Annotated in this window: 16 protein-coding genes; 6 read left to right on the top strand and 10 right to left on the bottom strand. The window is 73.2% G+C overall.

What is annotated here, in order from left to right; all coding sequences use genetic code 11:
* Positions 1 to 256: 256 nt before the first annotated feature.
* Complete coding sequence (locus tag M1P99_RS20750) at positions 257 to 916, bottom strand: PaaI family thioesterase (RefSeq protein WP_304454250.1); 660 nt, start codon at positions 914 to 916, stop codon at positions 257 to 259.
* A 172-nt stretch (positions 917 to 1088) separates the two neighbouring features.
* Complete coding sequence (locus M1P99_RS20745) at positions 1089 to 1553, bottom strand: GNAT family N-acetyltransferase (RefSeq protein ID WP_304454249.1); 465 nt, start codon at positions 1551 to 1553, stop codon at positions 1089 to 1091.
* A gap of 125 nt (positions 1554 to 1678) precedes the next feature.
* On the opposite strand from M1P99_RS20745, the gene M1P99_RS20740 reads away from it, so the two are divergent.
* The 4 genes from M1P99_RS20740 (at position 1679) to M1P99_RS20725 (ending at position 5450) form a co-directional block, all read left to right on the top strand.
* Entirely contained in the window at positions 1679 to 2536 is an 858-nt protein-coding gene (locus M1P99_RS20740) for an AraC family transcriptional regulator (RefSeq protein ID WP_304454248.1), read from the top strand.
* A 127-nt stretch (positions 2537 to 2663) separates the two neighbouring features.
* A complete protein-coding gene (locus M1P99_RS20735; protein ID WP_304455779.1) occupies positions 2664 to 3353 on the top strand; it encodes an AzlC family ABC transporter permease in 690 nt (229 codons plus the stop codon).
* The gene (locus tag M1P99_RS20730) at positions 3350 to 3667 is read left to right on the top strand and encodes an AzlD domain-containing protein (protein ID WP_304454247.1); all 318 of its coding nucleotides are present in this window, start codon (positions 3350 to 3352) and stop codon (positions 3665 to 3667) included. The genes M1P99_RS20735 and M1P99_RS20730 overlap by 4 nt, the downstream gene beginning before the upstream one ends.
* A 109-nt stretch (positions 3668 to 3776) precedes the next feature.
* A complete protein-coding gene (locus tag M1P99_RS20725) occupies positions 3777 to 5450 on the top strand; it encodes a thiamine pyrophosphate-dependent enzyme (RefSeq protein WP_304454246.1) in 1674 nt (557 codons plus the stop codon).
* Between the two features lie 88 nt (positions 5451 to 5538).
* On the opposite strand, the gene M1P99_RS20720 is transcribed toward M1P99_RS20725, so the two are convergent.
* Entirely contained in the window at positions 5539 to 6444 is a 906-nt protein-coding gene (locus M1P99_RS20720) for a LysR family transcriptional regulator (protein ID WP_304454245.1), read from the bottom strand.
* 73 nt (positions 6445 to 6517) lie between these two features.
* Between M1P99_RS20720 and M1P99_RS20715 the strand changes: the two genes are divergently transcribed.
* On the top strand, positions 6518 to 7486 hold the full coding sequence (locus M1P99_RS20715; protein WP_304454244.1) for a DMT family transporter: 969 nt from the start codon (positions 6518 to 6520) through the stop codon (positions 7484 to 7486).
* On the opposite strand, the gene M1P99_RS20710 is transcribed toward M1P99_RS20715, so the two are convergent.
* The 6 genes from M1P99_RS20710 to M1P99_RS20685 all read right to left on the bottom strand — a co-directional run bounded on the left by M1P99_RS20710 (position 7464) and on the right by M1P99_RS20685 (position 11346).
* A complete protein-coding gene (locus tag M1P99_RS20710) occupies positions 7464 to 8315 on the bottom strand; it encodes a phosphotransferase enzyme family protein (RefSeq protein ID WP_304454243.1) in 852 nt (283 codons plus the stop codon). The two genes, M1P99_RS20715 and M1P99_RS20710, sit on opposite strands and share 23 nt — an antisense overlap.
* Positions 8316 to 8423: 108 nt before the next feature.
* Positions 8424 to 9350 carry an RluA family pseudouridine synthase gene (locus M1P99_RS20705; RefSeq protein ID WP_179821431.1) on the bottom strand — a complete coding sequence of 309 codons (927 nt, stop codon included), beginning with the start codon at positions 9348 to 9350 and terminating at the stop codon, positions 8424 to 8426.
* Positions 9347 to 9937 (bottom strand): signal peptidase II, encoded by a 591-nt coding sequence (gene lspA / locus M1P99_RS20700; RefSeq protein ID WP_304454242.1) that lies wholly within the window; start codon positions 9935 to 9937, stop codon positions 9347 to 9349. Before lspA ends, M1P99_RS20705 begins: the two co-directional genes overlap by 4 nt.
* Before the next feature lie 29 nt (positions 9938 to 9966).
* Positions 9967 to 10377: a TraR/DksA C4-type zinc finger protein gene (locus M1P99_RS20695; protein WP_304454241.1), complete on the bottom strand. Its 411-nt coding sequence runs from the start codon at positions 10375 to 10377 to the stop codon at positions 9967 to 9969.
* Between the two features lie 120 nt (positions 10378 to 10497).
* Positions 10498 to 11037 carry a GNAT family N-acetyltransferase gene (locus tag M1P99_RS20690; protein ID WP_304454240.1) on the bottom strand — a complete coding sequence of 180 codons (540 nt, stop codon included), beginning with the start codon at positions 11035 to 11037 and terminating at the stop codon, positions 10498 to 10500.
* Between the two features lie 48 nt (positions 11038 to 11085).
* Positions 11086 to 11346 (bottom strand): hypothetical protein, encoded by a 261-nt coding sequence (locus tag M1P99_RS20685; RefSeq protein WP_179821439.1) that lies wholly within the window; start codon positions 11344 to 11346, stop codon positions 11086 to 11088.
* Between the two features lie 365 nt (positions 11347 to 11711).
* On the opposite strand from M1P99_RS20685, the gene ileS reads away from it, so the two are divergent.
* Entirely contained in the window at positions 11712 to 14912 is a 3201-nt protein-coding gene (ileS, locus tag M1P99_RS20680) for an isoleucine--tRNA ligase (protein WP_304454239.1), read from the top strand.
* 55 nt (positions 14913 to 14967) lie between these two features.
* Here ileS and M1P99_RS20675 read toward each other — a convergent pair whose 3' ends face one another.
* Positions 14968 to 16512: a hypothetical protein gene (locus M1P99_RS20675; RefSeq protein ID WP_304454238.1), complete on the bottom strand. Its 1545-nt coding sequence runs from the start codon at positions 16510 to 16512 to the stop codon at positions 14968 to 14970.
* Positions 16513 to 16558: the final 46 nt, after the last annotated feature.

Raw genomic sequence — 16558 nt, 5'->3', positions numbered from 1 at the left:
AACGAAAGAGCACCGGGGCCGAGAGGCCCGAGTGCTCTGTTGCCGACGTTCCCTGATCCGCCTACGTGAGCGCGGCCGACGGGTCCGTCGGCTGGCTAAACACAGAGGTGCGGTGGGTCATGGGGACGACTGTACCGCGCCGGGACACCGCATGGGGAGCGTGGGGCCCGTGTTCCCTCCCACGGAGTACCGCGGGGTGCCGTGGACTCCCACGGAATACCGCGCCGCCGGAGCGGCCACGCCCGGGCGCCGGGGCCTACTCCGGGATCTGGACGCGGATCATCAGGGCGGTCGCCTCGGCGGTGACCTCGCCTTGGGCGCGGATCTCGCCCGAGACGAAGACCTTGCGGCCCTCCGTCCGGTCCACCCGGCCGAGGACCTCCAGCGGGGTGAACAGCGGGGTGGGTCTGCGGTAGTTCACTTCCAGCTTGGCGGTCAGGCCCGGGCTGGTCTCCACCGCGGAGGCGCTGCCGACGGCCTGGTCCAGGAGCGCGGCGACCCAGCCGCCGTGCGCGAGTCCGGGCGGCCCCTGGTAGACGGTGTTGAGGGTGACCTCGCCGCGCAGTCCACCGGGAACGCGTTCGAGGAAGAGCGGCGGGGCGACGGGGCTGGTGTCGCCGGAGACGATGTTGGTGATGGTGCCGTACTCGGTCGTCCCGTCCGCCATCGTGCGCTCGACCATCGTCCCGATCTGGCGTCGGTCGACGTCGAGCCGGCCCGTGAGCGTCTCGACCATGGCGGCGGCCTCGGCCAGGGTCTCCCTGTCGGCTCCGGTGTTGGCCACCACGTCGATGAGGTCGTGCACGCGGGAGACCAGGGAGCGCAGTTCGGCGGGGATGGAGCCGTCCTCGACCACGGGGAGACCGAAGGACCGGGGGTCGGGGGCCTCGGCGACCGGGTGCGTGTGGACCGTCATGTGTTCCTCGTCGGATCGGTGGTGCTGGGGCGTGGGGTCACCCACACCAAACCGAATCTTACTCGGTAGTATCCGGGCCAGGCATCTCCGGGCGTGCGCTCCCCGTCACACCACAAGGGCGCGGCCTGCCCCACAGCAGGTCAGCGGGTCAGCGGATCGCCGGGGCCCGCGGTCAGTCGAGTCGACGCACCATGTGCAGGTGGGGAATCCCGGCGTCGAGGAACTCCTCGCCGTGCGCGGTGTAGCCGAGACGCTCGTAGAACCCGAGGGCGTGTGTCTGGGCGTGCAGCTCCACCGAGGAGAACCCGCGCTCGCGGGCCCGCTCCTCCACCGCCTTGACCAGCGCGGCGCCCGTGCCCGCACCGCGCCCCTTGGGCAGGACGGCCAGGCGTCCCAGCAGGCCCGACACCCCGCCGGGGCCGCCGTCGGCCGCACCCTGGTCCACCAGGCGCACCGTGCCGACCGGGACCCCGTCCAGGAGCGCCAGGAACTGGTCCGCGGCCGGGTCGCGACCGTCCCACTCCTCCTCGATGGGGACCTCCTGCTCCGCGACGAACACGGCACCGCGGATGACGAAGACCGCGGCGAGGTCGCGGGCGTCCTGGGCCAACCGGATCACAAGTTCATTCGTCCTCATCCCCGCAGGCTAGCGGGTACGCCGACGGCCGGGGACCGCTGTGCCCCGACCACCGGCGCCGCCGCCCGTTCCACGCCCGGAAGGCTCCGGGCGGGCGACCCGACACGGGGACCTAACCTGGGCGTATGGGACAGCCCCGGGACGTACACCCAGCCGTCGAGGACCCGCGCGTGGAGCGCGCGCGCTACTGGCGGTTCCCGGGCCTGCCCGGCACCGAACTGCTCACCGCCCGTTCCGTCACCACCTCGTTCGCTCGCCACACGCATCCCACGTACACCATCGGCGTCATCACCGACGGCGTCGAGGAGTACTCCCACCCCGGGGGCCGGGCCCGCGTGGGCCCGGGCGGCCTGGCCGTCGTCGGCCCGGGCGAGGTACACACCGGGCACGCGGGCGTCCCCGAGGGTTGGGGCTACCGGGTCTTCTACCCCTCCCCCGAGGTCGTCGAGGACATCGCCGGTGAACTGGGCATCCGCGGGACCCCGGCGTTCACCGAATCCGACATCCACGCCCCGGAGGCCGCGCGGGTCCTGGTCAACGCCCACCTGGCGGCCGACCGCGGCGACCCGCTGACCGCCTCGGCCCTGACCAGGCAGGGGCTGGGACTGCTGCTGCGCACCCACGGACGCGCCCCGGCCGCCGAACCGGCCCCGCACTCCGCCCGCCCCGAGGTCGAGCGCGCCCGCCGGATCCTCACCGCGCGGCTGCTGGACCCCCCGACCCTGGAGGACCTGGCCGCCGAGGTCGGGATGGGGCCGTTCGCGCTCACCCGGGCCTTCCGCGGCGCCCACGGCCTGCCCCCGCACGCCTACGTCAACCAGGTGCGCGTGGACCGCGCCCGCGCCCTGCTGCGGGCGGGCCACCCGCCGGGCGACGTCGCGGCGCGGGTCGGCTTCGCCGACCAGCCCCACTTCACCCGCCACTTCAAGCGGCACCTGGGCGTGCCGCCGGGCGCCTACCAGCGGGCCCTGCTGGCCTCCTGACGGGCGGGGCGCACCCCCACGCACCCGTCCCCCACGGGCGCCCCCCGCAAGAACGTTCAAGACACCACAGTGCCGCCCCCCTACGGTTCGTCGGGTGAGAACCTTCGCTCTGCTCAAGTCGCCCGCCGTGCGCGACAGCCTGGGGATCGGTGTCGCCGTGGGCGCCGCCGGCCTGGCCTTCGGCACGGCCGCGGTGGCCGCGGGCCTGTCCCCCGCACAGGCCCTGTTCCTCAGCCTGTTCGCGTTCACCGGCGCCTCCCAGTTCGCGCTCGTCGGCGTCATCGCCGGAGGCGGCAGCCTGGTCGCCGGGGTCCTGGGCGCACTCCTGCTCGGTGCCCGCAACACCCTCTACGGGCTGCGCCTGGCCGACCTCCTCGGCTGGCGCGGTGCCAGGCGCGCCGTCGCCGCGCAGGGAGTCATCGACGAGACCGCCGCGGTCACCCTGGCCCAGCGCGACCGGGCCTCGGCCCGCACGGCGTTCATCACCACCTACGCCGTGCTCGGCTCGTCCTGGGTGGTCACGACCCTGTTGGGCGCGCTGGCCACCGAGCGCGTCAGTGACATGGACGCCTTCGGCCTGGACGCCGTCGGACCGGCGATCTTCCTCGGCCTGCTGTGGCCCCGGCTGCGCGAGGGCGGCGGCCGCGCGTGGCTGATCGCCGTCGTCGGCTCGGGCATCGCCCTGGCGGCCTCACCGCTGCTGCCGCCGGGTGTTCCGGTGCTCCTCGCGGCGGCCGCCGCCCTGATCGCGCTCATCCGACCGGTCGGCACCTCCGACCCGACCGTGCCCGAACCCGTCGAGGAGGCCCGCGCATGACCCTGTGGATCGCGCTCATCGCCACCGCGGCGGGCTGCTACCTGCTCAAGTTCGCGGGCCTGGCCGCGCCGCGCCGCCTGCTCGACAACCCCTGGCTGCAGCGGTTCGCCACCGCCGTCCCCCTCGCCCTGCTCGCCGCGCTCATCACGGTGGAGGCCGTGCGCGGCGACGGCCAGGCCCTGTCCTGGGACACCGCGCGGATGGCCGGAGTCGGCGCGGCCGCGCTCGCCCTAGCGCTGCGCGCTCCCTTCCTTCTGGTGATCGTCGCGGCGGCGGCCACCACCGCGGGCCTGCGGGCTCTGGGCGTGGCCTGATCCCGCGCACCGCCCTCCGTCCTTGACCGGTTCCGGGGCGGGTGCCAGAGTCGGCCGCACGCGCCCCGGCGCGCCGAGTGGACCTTGCAACGACGGAAGGACCCGCCCCATGACCCCTGCCCGCCGCCAACCCCCCACCGACACCGCCGCGCACGCGGCCGTGGAGGTCCTGGCCGCCGCCGGGATCCGACGGTGCTACACCGTTCCCGGAGAGAGCTTTCTGGAGCTCGCCGACGCCATCGACCGGCACCCCGGGATGTCCCTGGTCTCCACCCGCCACGAGAACGGCGCCGGGTTCATGGCCGAGGCCGACGCCAAGCTCACCGGAGTGCCGGCGGTGGCCGCCGCCACGCGGGGCCCCGGCGCGTCCAACCTCGCCGTGGGCGTGCACACGGCCATGCAGGACTCCACGCCGATGATCGTCTTCCTGGGCCAGGCCGAGACCGACCGGCTCGGCCGCGAGGCCTTCCAGGAGGTGGACCTCACCGCGTTCTACGCGCCGATCACCAAGTGGTCCACGACCGTGCACCGGGCCGACCGGCTCGCGGAGATCACCGCGAAGGCGATCCGGATCGCGACGACCGGTCGGCCGGGCCCGGTGGCGATCGCGGTGCCCGGCGACCTGTTCGGACAGCGGGTGGGCCGCCAGGAACCGCCGGCGCCGTTCCAGGCGCCCCGCCCCCCGCTCTCGGAGGGCGACCGCGACCGGCTGGCCGACCTGCTCGCCCGCGCGGTCCGCCCCGTGATCATCGCGGGCGGTGGCGCACGCTCGGCTCGGGAGGACCTGATCGCCGTCGCCGAGCGGTTCGGTGCCGGGGTGTACGCGGCGTGGCGGCGCCAGGACGTCTTCCCCAACGACCACCCGCTCTACCTCGGCCACCTGGGGCTGGGGTGTCCGCCCCCGACCCTGGACGCCCTGCGCGAGGCCGACGCCGTGCTGGCGGTGGGCTGCCGGTTGAGTGAGACCACCACACAGGGGTTCACGCTGCCGCGCGGTGGTCGCGGCACGAAGGTGGCGCAGATCGACATCGACCCGGGCCAGGTGGGTGCCACCACCGACCTGTGGTTCGGCGCGGTCGCCGACGCGGCCGAGGCCCTGCGCGCCCTGGCCGGATCGCCGGTCCGGGCGCCCCACCGCGACTGGAGCGCGGCGCGGCGGGTCTGGGTGGACACGGCCACGGTGCCGCCCGGGGCCGCCGACCACCCCGGTCCGGGCCTGCATCCGTGGTCGGTGGTGGAGGGCATGCGCGAGGTCCTGCCCGAGGACGCCCTGATCACCAACGACGCGGGCAACTTCGCGAGCTTCCTGCACCGGGGATGGTGGTTCCGCCATCCCCGCACGCAACTGGCCCCCACCAGCGGGGCCATGGGCTACGCGGTGCCCGCGGCGGTGGCGGCCAAGATCGCCGCGCCGGAGCGCACGGTGGTCGCGGTGGCCGGCGACGGCGGGACCATGATGACCGGGCAGGAGCTGGAGACCGCGGTGCGCATGGGCGCGCCGATCACCGTGGTGGTGTTCCAGAACGGCCTGTACGGAACGATCGCCATGCACCAGGCCCGTGAACTGGGCCGGATCGCCGGCACGCGGATCAGCGGACCGCTGGACCTGGCCGGGTTCGCGCGGTCGCTGGGGGCCCGGGGCGCGACGGCGCACACGCGTGCGGAGCTGGAGAAGGCCCTGGTCGAGGCGGTGGACGCCGAGCTGCCGACGCTGGTGGACGTGCGCACCGACCCGGACGTCATCAGCCCGTCCGCCACTCTGGAGGGCTTGTTGTCGGACTAGCCAGGGCGCACCCCGACACTCGCCCGGGGCGGGTGTCGGCGTGCGCGGCGTGGCCGCCCCGGTGGCGCCGGGACGGCCACGCCGCGCCTCACTCGGTGTAGGTGGCGGCGGCCTCGCGCAGCGCGCGGACGGTGGCGCGGATGGCGGGGCGGCGTGCGGCGTCGGTGCGCCAGAACACGTAGACCTGGCGTACCAGCGCGGGCTGGACGGGGATGATGCGCACCCCGTCGGGCACGGTGCCGCGGCCCAGCCTGGGCATCACGGCGGCGCCGATCCCCGCGGCGATGAGCGCGAGCTTGGTCTGGTGCTCCTCGACGTTGTGCACGATCCGCGGTTCGGCCCCGCGGGCGCGGATCATGTCGTGGAGCCACTCATTGCAGATCGAGGCCTTGGACCAGCTGATCCAGGGCAGGGTGAGGATCTCGTCGATCTCCAGCAGTTCGCGGTGGGCCAGGGGGTGGTCGGCGGGCAGGGCGATGTCGCCGATGTCCTCCATCAGCGGGGCGCTGCTCATCCCCGCGGGCAGCTCCAGCGGCGAGCCGACCCAGTCGACGACCATCGCGAGGTCGGCGTCGCCGCGCACCATGGCCGGGACGCTCTCGTGCGGTTCCTCCTCGTTCAGTTCCAGCCGCAGCCCGGGATGGGCCTCGCGCAGGGTGCAGAGGGCGTGCGGGAGCAGGCCGCGCACGGCGGTGGGGGTGCCGGACAGGCGCAGGTGCCCGGTGACGTCGTCGCGGTGGGCCTCCAGTTCCGCCTCGGCGCGCTGGACCATCGACAGGATGCGTGCGGTGTGCTCGACCAGGAGTTCGGCGGCGTCGGTGAGGCGCACGCCCCGGCCGTTGCGTTCGACGAGGGGCTGACCGGTCTCGCGTTCGAGTTTGGTGAGCTGCTGTGAGACGGCTGAGTTGGTGACGTGGAGCGCCTGGGCCGCGGCGCTGAGGGATCCGTGCGCGGCGATGGCGTGGAGGACACGGAGGCGGTCGACACTAAGCATGTAAGCGATGCTAATGCGGATCTTAAGAAAAGCGAAGTAGACCTAACACATCGGACCACGGTAGAACCGGACCATGTCCGTTCTCGCCCCGTCCGGGGCCTCCCCCGGCCTCGCCTCCCGGATCCTGGCCGACTGGCGCGCCAAGTTCGTCCTGCTCGCCCTGATCTGGGGACTGAGCTTCCTGTTCATCAAGGTCGGCGCGCAGGCGCTCACGCCGCTGCAGCTGTCGCTGGGCCGGATGCTCGCCGGCGGCCTGCCGCTGCTGGCCGTCCTGTGCCTGCGCGGCGGACGCCTGCCGCGCTCGCCCCGCCTGTGGTGGCACGTGTTCGTGACGGCCCTGCTGCTCAACACGGTCCCCTTCACCCTGTTCGGCTACGCGGCCCAGCTCATCCCGTCCGCACTGATGGGAATCGTCAACGCATCGACACCGCTGTTCGCCGTCGTGTTCTCGATGCTGCTGCTCAGCGACGAGCGCCCCGACCTGAACCGGGTCCTCGGACTGGGCGTCGGCTTCCTGGGCGTGCTGACCGTGCTCGGCGTGTGGAACTCTCTGGGCGGGGTCGCCGTGAGCGACCGCGACGCCCAGCTGGGCATGTTGTTCGTGGTCGCCGCGACCGCCTGCTACGGGATCGGGACGCCCTACCTGCGCCGCTTCGTCGCGGGCAGCTCGCACGGCGCCCTGGAACTGAGCGCGCTCCAGCTCCTACTGGGGGCGGTACCGCTGGTCCTCCTGGCGCCGGCGCTGCACGGGGTGCCCACGGGGGTGACGTGGCAGGTGGTGGTCTCGGTGGCCCTCCTCGGGGCCCTCGGCACCGGAGCGGCCTACATCCTGCAGTACGCGATCGTGCGCGCCGCCGGGGCGACGGTCGCCACGACCGTCACCTACGTGGTGCCCCTGGTCGCGGTCGTGGCCGGGGTGGTCCTCATGGGCGAGACCCTGGCCTGGCACCAGCCGCTGGGCGCCGTCGTGATCATCGTGGGCGCCGCCCTGTGCCAGGGGCTGCTGCGGATCCGGCCCGTCAGAGCGGTGGCCGACCGCTGAGCCGCTCCGCGATCGCCGGCCCCTGCGCGGCGATCCACGCCTCCGCCCGGGGCATCCGGTCCCGCACGCCCCGCTCCCACATCCGCCGGAACACCGGATCGGCCCGGGCCGCGGCCCGGGCCCCGGCGTGGAAGCGGTGGATCACCCGCGCCGCCAGCGGCACCAGGTCCGCGCGCTGCGCGTCGGTCAGTCCGTAGGCTTCGGCGAAGACCGCGACCCGGCGGGGGGCGTCAGCGCGAACCAGGGCGGGCGGCCGGTCGCGGGGATCGAGGAGCGGCACCCACCAGTACAGGGCGTTGACCACGTCGTACAGGCGGGTGGTGGGCCGGGCCAGGTCGAAGTCGATCAGGGCGACGGGCCGTCCGTGCCGGAAGACGACGTTGCCCGGGCAGTAGTCGCGGTGGCCGACCAGTTCGGCGGGCCGGTCCACGGGCGGCAGGTCAACGGTGTCCGCGCCGGGAAGGCCGCCCCACACCGCGTCGGGCGGGGGCTCCCACCCCTGGGCGGCATCGTGCAGTCGGCGGATCAGCCGGGCCAGGGCGACCAGGACCTCCTCGCCCGTGGCCCGGGCGGGCAGCGGTTCCCGGGGGACGTCCCCCGGGACGAAGGAGAGCACTTCACGACCCCGCTCGTCGATGCCCAGCGGGACCGGGGCCCCGGTGAATCCGGCCCGGTGGAGGTGGGCGAGGTAGGCGCGCACGGTCGCGCTGAACGGCCGGACCGGACGGCGCACGGTGTCGCCCACCCGCACGATCCCGGGCGTGACGCCGTCGCCCTCCAGCACCGCGTCCGGGCTCCGCGCCCCCTCGTTCGTGTCCTCGCCGTTCATCGCCCACCCCCGCCGGTCCAGGGTAGGCGGCCCCGGAGGGACCGGGCAGGGCCGGACACGCGGCGGGGCGTCCGGGGTGGGCCCCCGAACGCCCCGGCGACGTCGTCGTCAGTCCTCGCGCAGTCCCTCGACGGCGGCGGCGAGGTCCTCGGGGTAGGTGCTGGAGAACTCCACCGGGCGGTGCTCGGTGGGGTGGTCGAAGCCCAGCCGCACCGCGTGCAGCCACTGGCGCCGCACGCCCAGGCGCTCGGCCAGGGAGGGGTCGGCGCCGTAGAGCAGGTCGCCCACGCACGGGTGCTTCAGCGCGGCCATGTGCACCCGGATCTGGTGGGTACGGCCGGTCTCCAGCTTGATCTCCAACAGGCTGGCGGCCCGGAAGGCCTCCTGGGTGTCGTAGTGCGTCACCGAGGGGCGCCCGCCCGCGACCACGGCCCAGCGCCCGTCGCCGGCCGGGTGCCGGTCGATCGGTGCGTCCACGGTCCCGCGGAGCGGATCCGGGTGGCCCTGCACGAGCGTGTGGTAGCGCTTGTCGACCGTGCGCTCCTTGAACGCCCGCTTGAGCACGCTGTAGGCGGTCTCGCTCTTGGCGACGACCATCAGGCCGGTCGTGTTGGCGTCCAGCCGGTGCACGATCCCCTGGCGCTCGGCGGCACCGCTGGTGGCCAACTGCACACCGGAGGCCAGCAGCCCCTCCAGGACGCTCGGCCCGGTCCACCCGACCGTGGGGTGGGCGACCACCCCGACCGGCTTGTCCACCACGATGATGTCGGTGTCCTCGTGCACGATCTTCATGCCCGGAACGGCCTCGGCCCGGGGCACGGGTGCGGTGGGCGGCGGCGGGAGGGTGATCTCCAGCCAGGCGCCCGCCTGCACACGGTCGGACTTGCCCGCCTCGGAGCCGTCCACCAGGACGCTGCCGTCCACGATCAGCTCGGCGGCGCGGGTCCGCGAGAGCCCGAACAGCCGGGCGATCGCGGCGTCGAGCCGGTCGCCCTCCAGCCCGTCGGGCACGGGCAGGCTACGCGTGTCGCTCATGTGCCCTTCCCTTCGGTGGAGTCGTCGGCCGGGCCCGAGCCGCCCTGGTCCTTCCCGGTCCGCTTCTTGTCCCGCGCGTCCTCGACGATGGTGCCGTCCATGCCCAGGCCCTTGAAGGTCAGCACCACGACGAGGATCGCGCCGACCACCACGCAGGAGTCGGCGATGTTGAACACGGGGTAGTTCGGCAGCCGGATGAAGTCCACGACCGCCCCGTGGAACGGAGCGGGGTCGCGGAAGAAGCGGTCGACGAGGTTGCCCGCGGCGCCGCCCATCATCAGTCCGAGCGTCACACCCCACCACACGCTGCGCACGCGTCGGCCGATGTAGGCGATGACGAGGACCACGCAACTGGCGATGATGGTGAACACCCAGGTGTAGCCGGTGCCGAGCGAGAACGCCGCACCGGTGTTGAACACCAGGGTGAACTGGAGGAAGCTCCCGATCACGTCGACGCTCTCGCCCTCGCTGAAGGTCGACAGGACCCACTGCTTGGTGGCGAGGTCGACGAGGATCGCGGTGAGAGCGACGAGCAGGAGGAGCACGAACCTGCGCGGACGCGCACCCGTGTCGTCGTTCGTGGTCATGTTGTGGTCCCCAGAGGGCTCTACCTCAGTCAGCGACGCTCCTCGCGCTGTTTGCAGGTCACGCACAGGGTGGCCCGTGGATACGCCTGCAGGCGCGCCTTACCGATGGCCCGGCCGCATGACTCACAGACCCCGTAGGTTCCCGCGTCCATCCGTTCGATCGCCTGCTCGCTCTTGGCGAGCAGGTCACGTGTATTGTAGGCCAACGCCAGGTCGTGCTCGCGCTGGAAGGCTTTGGCCCCGGTGTCGGCGGTATCGTCCCCGGCACCCTCCACGGGGTCGGTGAGCCGCTCCGCGAGAGCTTCCTCGGCTTCGCGGACCTCCGCCCTGGCCGTGGCGACGTCGGTCTCCAGACGTTCGCGTACCTCGGAGATCTCGTCGGCCGTCCAGGGGTCCTCCCCCGGTCCGACCAGCAGTTCGGCGATCTTCGTGGCCTTCATCGCACTCCCCTTCCCAACGGGGCGCCACCATCCCGTACCCCCGCTGAGCTGCGAGGGCTCCCCCTCGGGCGATGCCGCGCATGGTGCCGGAAGCTTAGGCAATCCGCCGCCGCATGGCAATCATCCCCGCGGCACGCCACCGGCCGCCGCCCCGTCGAGGACACGGTGGAAGCGGATCCTGTGCACGTACACGCCGTTGATCGGGCCCGACCGTTCGACCGCGTCGCCGGCCCGCCAGCCCTGGGCGGTGTAGAAGCGGCGCGCCCGGTCGTTGGCGGAGAGCACCCACAGCACCGCCTCGGTGTACCCGCCCGCCCCGAGCGCGTCGGTGACCGCGCCCATCAGGCGCTGGTTGACGCCGGTGCCCCACACCTCCGGCACGGAGTAGAAGGCGGCGACCTCCGGCACGTCCGGGGTGTCCTCCAGCGGCCCGAAGTTGGCGAAGGCCACCACGCTCCCGGCCTCCTCGGCGACCAGCATCGCCTCCCTCGGCCAGTCCGCCGCACCGATCCACCGCGCCCAGCGGTCCGCCCGGCGCCCGGTGTCCAGGGCGTCCAGGTAGCTCTGCGGCATGATGCCGCGGTAGGCGGCCCGCCAGGAACGGACCTGGACGCCGGCGACGGCCTCGGCGTCCCCGACCCCTGCTCGGCGAATCGTCATGGCGCCATCCTGTCGCCCCGGCCGACCCCCGACAAGGGGCGCGCCGCGCTACTCGGCGACGGCGAAGCCCCCGTAGTCCTCGGCGAGCAGGCCCAGGTGGGGTTCGTCGAACACCGCCGGTCCGCCGTGCGGGCCCGTCAGTACCTCGATCACCCAGTCCGCGTCCTCGGCGTCGTCCTCGCCCGCGAGCATGTCGCGGTGCACACGGCACGGCTCGTAGCCCTGCTCCTGGAGCTGCTCGGCCAGCTCGACGGCGTCCTCCCGGTCGGGCAGTGTCACCAGGACAGCGCCCCGCGAACCCTCCGCCATGACGGCCCCTCTCCGAAATGGCGCGGTGGGCCCCACCGCGCTGCGTTATCCTGGCTCCCAGATGGTGTCGATGGGGACGAGTAGTGCTGGCCCCGACCGGACGGACCACAGCCTAGAGGGCCGGGTCCGGCCCAGCGACCCGGGGACGGTGTGAGCCCGGGGGTACGACCAGCGCGAAGATCACCCCGGAGCCGCCGGAGGAACGGGCCGCCGTGCGCGCGCCCCAGTAGAACCGGCACCAGAGCAACGAAGAGGGATCCGCGACAGGCCGCCCGGCGGCCCGCGCGCGGTTCCAAGGAGGGTGGTACCGCGGGGCCCCGGCCTCGTCCCTCCGTCAGGAACACCCCTGATGGAAAGGTACGACGGTGGCCAACGACCCCCGGCCCGCATCCCGCGCGCTGCCCCAGCTGCCCGCGCAGATCGACCTGCCAGCGACGGAGCGCGAGATCCTCGGCCGCTGGTCGAAGGAGAACGTCTTCGAGCGCTCGCTCGACCAGACCCGCGGCGGCCCCAACTGGGTCTTCTACGAGGGACCGCCCACGGCCAACGGCCAGCCCGGCGTCCACCACGTCGAGGCCCGCGCCTTCAAGGACGTCTTCCCGCGCTTTCGCACCATGCGCGGCTACCACGTCGACCGCAAGGCCGGGTGGGACTGCCACGGCCTGCCCGTCGAGGTCGCCGTGGAGAAGGAACTGGGCCTGTCCGGCAAGAAGGACATCGAGACCTTCGGCATCGCCGAGTTCAACGACCGCTGCCGCGAGTCCGTGCTGCGCAACGTCGACGCGTTCACCGCCATGACCGAGCGCATGGGCTACTGGGTCAACATGGACGACGCCTACCGCACCATGGACCCGCAGTACGTGGAGTCCGTCTGGTGGGCGCTCAAGCAGATCTGGGAGAAGGGCCTGCTGGTCCGCGACTACCGGATCAGCCCGTACTGCCCGCGCTGCGGCACCACCCTGTCCGACCACGAGCTCGCCCAGGGGTACGAGACCGTCACCGACCCGTCGGTGTACGTCCGCTTCCCGGTGACCTCGGGTCCGCTGGCCTCGCCGGAGCACCCCACGTCCCTGCTGGTGTGGACCACGACCCCCTGGACGCTGGTGTCCAACACCGCGGTCGCGGTGCACCCGGACGTGGAGTACGTGGTGGCCACCAACGGCGACGAGCGGCTCCTGGTCGCCCGCCCGCTGTTCGAGAAGGTCCTCGGCGAGGGCTGGGAGCTCACCGGCGAGAGCTTCGAGGGCGACGAGATGGAGCGCTGGACCTACCAGCGGCCCTTCGACCTGGTGGAGTTCGACGAGCCCGCGCAGTACATCGTGCTCGCCGACTACGTCACCGTCGAGGACGGCACCGGCCTCGTCCACCAGTCGCCCGCCTTCGGTGCCGACGACATGACGGTGTGCCGCGCCTACGGGCTGCCCGTGGTCAACCCGGTCCGCGCCGACGGCACGTTCGAGGCCGACCTGGACCTCGTGGGCGGCGTCTTCTTCAAGACGGCCGACAAGACGCTGGTACGCGACCTCAGGGACCGCGGCCTGCTCTACCGGCACCAGGACTACGAGCACTCCTACCCGCACTGCTGGCGCTGCCACACCGCACTGCTGTACTACGCGCTCCCGTCCTGGTACATCCGCACGACGGCGGTCAAGGACGAGCTGATCGCGCAGAACGACGTCACCAACTGGGTGCCGGAGAACGTCAAGGAGGGCCGCTTCGGCGAGTGGCTGCGCGGCAACGTCGACTGGGCGCTGTCCCGCAACCGCTACTGGGGGACGCCCCTGCCGATCTGGGAGTTCCCCGACGGCCGGCAGATCTGCGTGGGCTCCCTGGAGGAGCTGGGCCGCCTGAGCGGGCAGGACCTGTCCGACCTGGACCCGCACCGCCCGTACGTGGACGACATCGTCATCCCCGACCCGGACGCCGACCCCTCCCTGCCCGAGGACCAGCGGGTCGCCCGGCGGGTCCCCGAGGTCATCGACGCCTGGTTCGACTCCGGGTCCATGCCGTTCGCCCAGTGGGGGGCGCCGCACCAGAACGCGGACACCTTCCAGGAGAACTTCCCCGCGCAGTACATCTCCGAGGCCATCGACCAGACGCGCGGCTGGTTCTACTCGCTGCTGGCGGTCAGCACCCTGGTGTTCGGCCGCAACTCGTTCGAGAACGTGGTCGTGCTCGGCCACATCCTCGCCGAGGACGGCCGCAAGATGAGCAAGCACCTGGGCAACGTCATGGAGCCCATCCCCGTGATGGACCAGCACGGCGCCGACGCTCTGCGGTGGTTCATGCTGGCCAGCGGCTCACCGTGGACCGCCCGCCGGGTGGGCCACGCCGCCCTGGAGGAGATCGTCCGCAAGGTGCTGCTCACCTACTACAGCACCGTGTCGTTCTTCACCCTGTACGCCAACGCCGGCGGGGGCTGGGACCACTCCATGCTGGAGAAGGCCCCGGCGCCCGAGGACCGTCCGCTGCTGGACCGGTGGCTGCTCTCGGAGCTCAACGAGGTGGTCCGCGACGTCACCCGCGCCATGGACACCTTCGACACCACCACGGCAGGCCGCCGACTGACGGCGTTCGTCGACGACGTGTCCAACTGGTACGTGCGCCGCTCCCGCCGCCGGTTCTGGGGCGGGGCGAACACCCCGGAGGGCGCGTCGGCGTTCGCGACCCTGTTCGAGGCGCTGGAGACGGTCACGCTGCTGATGGCGCCGATCGTGCCGTTCCTGACCGACCACGTGTGGTCGGCGATCCGCCGGCCGGACGCGGCGGACTCGGTGCACCTGGCGTCGTGGCCGCGGGTCCGCGAGGAGCTCATCGACACGGAGCTGTCCGGCCACATGGCGCTCACACGGCGCCTGGTGGAGCTGGGGCGTTCGGCGCGGGTCGACTCGGCCATGCGCACCCGGCAGCCGCTGGCACGCGCCCTGGTGGGCGCTCCCGGCTTCGCCGAGCTGCCCGAGCAGCTGCGGGCACAGATCTCCGACGAGCTCAACGTGGTCGGGCTGGACGCGCTGTCCTCCGTGGGCGGCGACCTCGTCGACTACATCGTGAAGCCGAACTTCCGATCGCTGGGCAAGCGGTTCGCCAAGCGCACGCCGCTGGTGGCCAAGGCCGTCCAGGCGGCCGACCCGGCCGTGCTGGTGGAGCAGGTCCGCGACAGCGGCTGGGCCCGGGTGCAGGTCGAGGGCGAGCCGGTCGAGGTCAGCGCCGACGAGCTCCTGGTCACCGAGCAGCCCCGCGAGGGCTGGGCGGTCGCCTCGGAGTCCGGTGAGACCGTCGCCCTGGACCTGGAGCTGACTCCGGAGCTGCGCCGCGCCGGTCTGGCGCGCGAGATGGTGCGCATGCTGCAGGAGGCGCGCAAGAACAGCGGGCTGGAGGTGTCGGACCGGATCCACGTGTGGTGGTCGGCCACGGACGCGAGCACCGAGCAGGCGCTCGTGGAGCACTCCGAGGCCATCGCCGGCGAGGTGCTGGCGGACGCGTTCGTCGCCGGTGAGATCGCCGGGGACCTGCACACGACCTCCTCCGAGGAGTTCGGTGTGGCGTTCGGGTTCCGCCGGGCCTGATCCGACGCGAACGGGCGCCGCTCCGGAGGGAGCGGCGCCCGTCGTGTGTCCGGAGTCAGGAGACCTGGTCGGGGTCCTGTCGGCGCGAGGGGTCGTCTCCGGTCGAGGGCTCGTCGTCAGAGTCCGGGATCGCCGTGTAGGCCACGGAGGGGTGCTCGTCGGTCTCCGCCACGGGAGCGCGGTAGGAGAAGGCCGCCGTCGCGTCCGCGTCCGCGTCCTCCTCGTCCGCGTCCTTCTCGACCCGGTCGGCCTCGTCCGTGTCCGTGACCGCGGCGGACGCGCCCGGTATCCGGTAGGGGGACGCCACGGCCTCCTGCGGGTCCTGGTCGTCCGGCTCGGCCGCCTCCGGGGCCTGGTCCGCGCCCTGCTCCGCGGCGCCGTCGGTGTCGGCCACCGGCACGCGGTAGGAGAAGGCCGCCGTCGCGTCGGCGTCCTCCTCGGTCTGAACGGCCTCGTCCGTGTCGGACTCGTCGGTGCCCGAAGCCCCAGCGGGGTCGGCCGTGCCCTGGGCCGCACCGGTCGGCACGGGTGCGCCGTCGGGTTCGTCGCGGGCCCCGACCACGGTGTCGTCGGTGCGCGCCTCGGCGTCGTCGGAGGCATCGGCGGTCGGGACGCGGTAGTTGAACCTCGGGGCCTCGTCCTCGTCGGCGTCGTCGGGGTCCTCCTCGGCGGAGTGCTCCGCACCGCGGAGGGCGTCCCGCTCCTCGACCGTGTCCGCACCGTCGGCCGCGTGGGCGTCCGCGTGGGCCGGGTCGGTGGTCTCCTCCGCCACCGGCTCCTCGATGTCCGCGTCCGCGGCACCGCTCGGGTCGTCCTGACCGAACGTGTCGAAGGTGTTCGCCTCGGCCAGGGCGCCGACCTCGGCGGTGTCGCCGGAGACCAGGTCGACCTCGGCGTCGGTGTCCGGCGCCGCACTCTCGGCGGGGAGCTCGTCCGCCGGCGCGGGGAGCACGCGCCCCTCGCCGCCGTCCGCGTCGTCGGCCGCGCTCGGCGCGTCCGCCCGGGTCGTGGCCCAGTCGGAGAAGGACTCCGTGTCCCGGGGCATCGGCTCGGGCGGCGCGGCGCGCTCATGGGGTTCCGCCGACCAGGGGTGGTCCTCGGTACGGGTCTGGTGCGGGATCCGGTAGTCGGAGGGCTCCGGTTCCGGCGTGAACCGGGCGTCCTCGTCGGGCACGTGCCCGTACGGGAGGGCCGGGTCGGGGTCATGCGACCCGGCGGCCGATTCCGGCCGGCCCTCCGTACCTGGTGTGAACCCCGTGTCCTTCTGCTCCGACACAACACTGTCCCGCACCGGCTCGTGAGCCGGTGCGGGTGCGCGCCCGGAATCCTCCGGCCCGCCGTGCGTTCCCGGTGACGTCGCCGCCGTGGTGGCCACGGCGGGGACGGACGACTTCCCCAAACCGTCCGTCCCGGTACGCGTCCGGTCCTGTCTCGCCGCACGTATCCCGCCCTGGACCAGCGCCGCGAGAAGCAGGAGGACGCTGATTCCGCCGAGCCCGAGTGCGAAGTACACCAGGGTGGTCTCGGCCAGAAGGAGGGCAGCCGCGATGGTGGCGATGGCCGCCAGCACCGCCACGGTGGCGAGGATGCTCAAGATCACGGATCGACCAGGGCCTTTACACATGTGGAGCCGGAGTCTTCAGTTG

The organism is Nocardiopsis sp. YSL2, assembly GCF_030555055.1.
Taxonomy (GTDB): Bacteria; Actinomycetota; Actinomycetes; order Streptosporangiales; family Streptosporangiaceae; genus Nocardiopsis.
The sequence above is the reverse complement of the archived record's forward strand: the minus strand, read 5'-3'. Positions and strand labels throughout refer to the sequence as shown.

Bases quoted from the DNA above. Each gene is read 5' to 3' on its own strand.
- M1P99_RS20750 (WP_304454250.1), bottom strand. From the start codon at position 916: ATGACGGTCCACACGCACCCGGTCGCCGAGGCCCCCGACCCCCGGTCC.
- M1P99_RS20695 (WP_304454241.1), bottom strand. From the start codon at position 10,377: ATGAAGGCCACGAAGATCGCCGAACTGCTGGTCGGACCGGGGGAGGAC.
- M1P99_RS20725 (WP_304454246.1), top strand. From the start codon at position 3,777: ATGACCCCTGCCCGCCGCCAACCCCCCACCGACACCGCCGCGCACGCG.
- lspA (WP_304454242.1), bottom strand. From the start codon at position 9,937: ATGACCACGAACGACGACACGGGTGCGCGTCCGCGCAGGTTCGTGCTC.
- M1P99_RS20740 (WP_304454248.1), top strand. From the start codon at position 1,679: ATGGGACAGCCCCGGGACGTACACCCAGCCGTCGAGGACCCGCGCGTG.
- M1P99_RS20730 (WP_304454247.1), top strand. From the start codon at position 3,350: ATGACCCTGTGGATCGCGCTCATCGCCACCGCGGCGGGCTGCTACCTG.
- M1P99_RS20715 (WP_304454244.1), top strand. From the start codon at position 6,518: ATGTCCGTTCTCGCCCCGTCCGGGGCCTCCCCCGGCCTCGCCTCCCGG.
- M1P99_RS20690 (WP_304454240.1), bottom strand. From the start codon at position 11,037: ATGACGATTCGCCGAGCAGGGGTCGGGGACGCCGAGGCCGTCGCCGGC.
- M1P99_RS20685 (WP_179821439.1), bottom strand. From the start codon at position 11,346: ATGGCGGAGGGTTCGCGGGGCGCTGTCCTGGTGACACTGCCCGACCGG.
- M1P99_RS20720 (WP_304454245.1), bottom strand. From the start codon at position 6,444: ATGCTTAGTGTCGACCGCCTCCGTGTCCTCCACGCCATCGCCGCGCAC.
- M1P99_RS20705 (WP_179821431.1), bottom strand. From the start codon at position 9,350: ATGAGCGACACGCGTAGCCTGCCCGTGCCCGACGGGCTGGAGGGCGAC.
- M1P99_RS20710 (WP_304454243.1), bottom strand. From the start codon at position 8,315: ATGAACGGCGAGGACACGAACGAGGGGGCGCGGAGCCCGGACGCGGTG.
- M1P99_RS20745 (WP_304454249.1), bottom strand. From the start codon at position 1,553: ATGAGGACGAATGAACTTGTGATCCGGTTGGCCCAGGACGCCCGCGAC.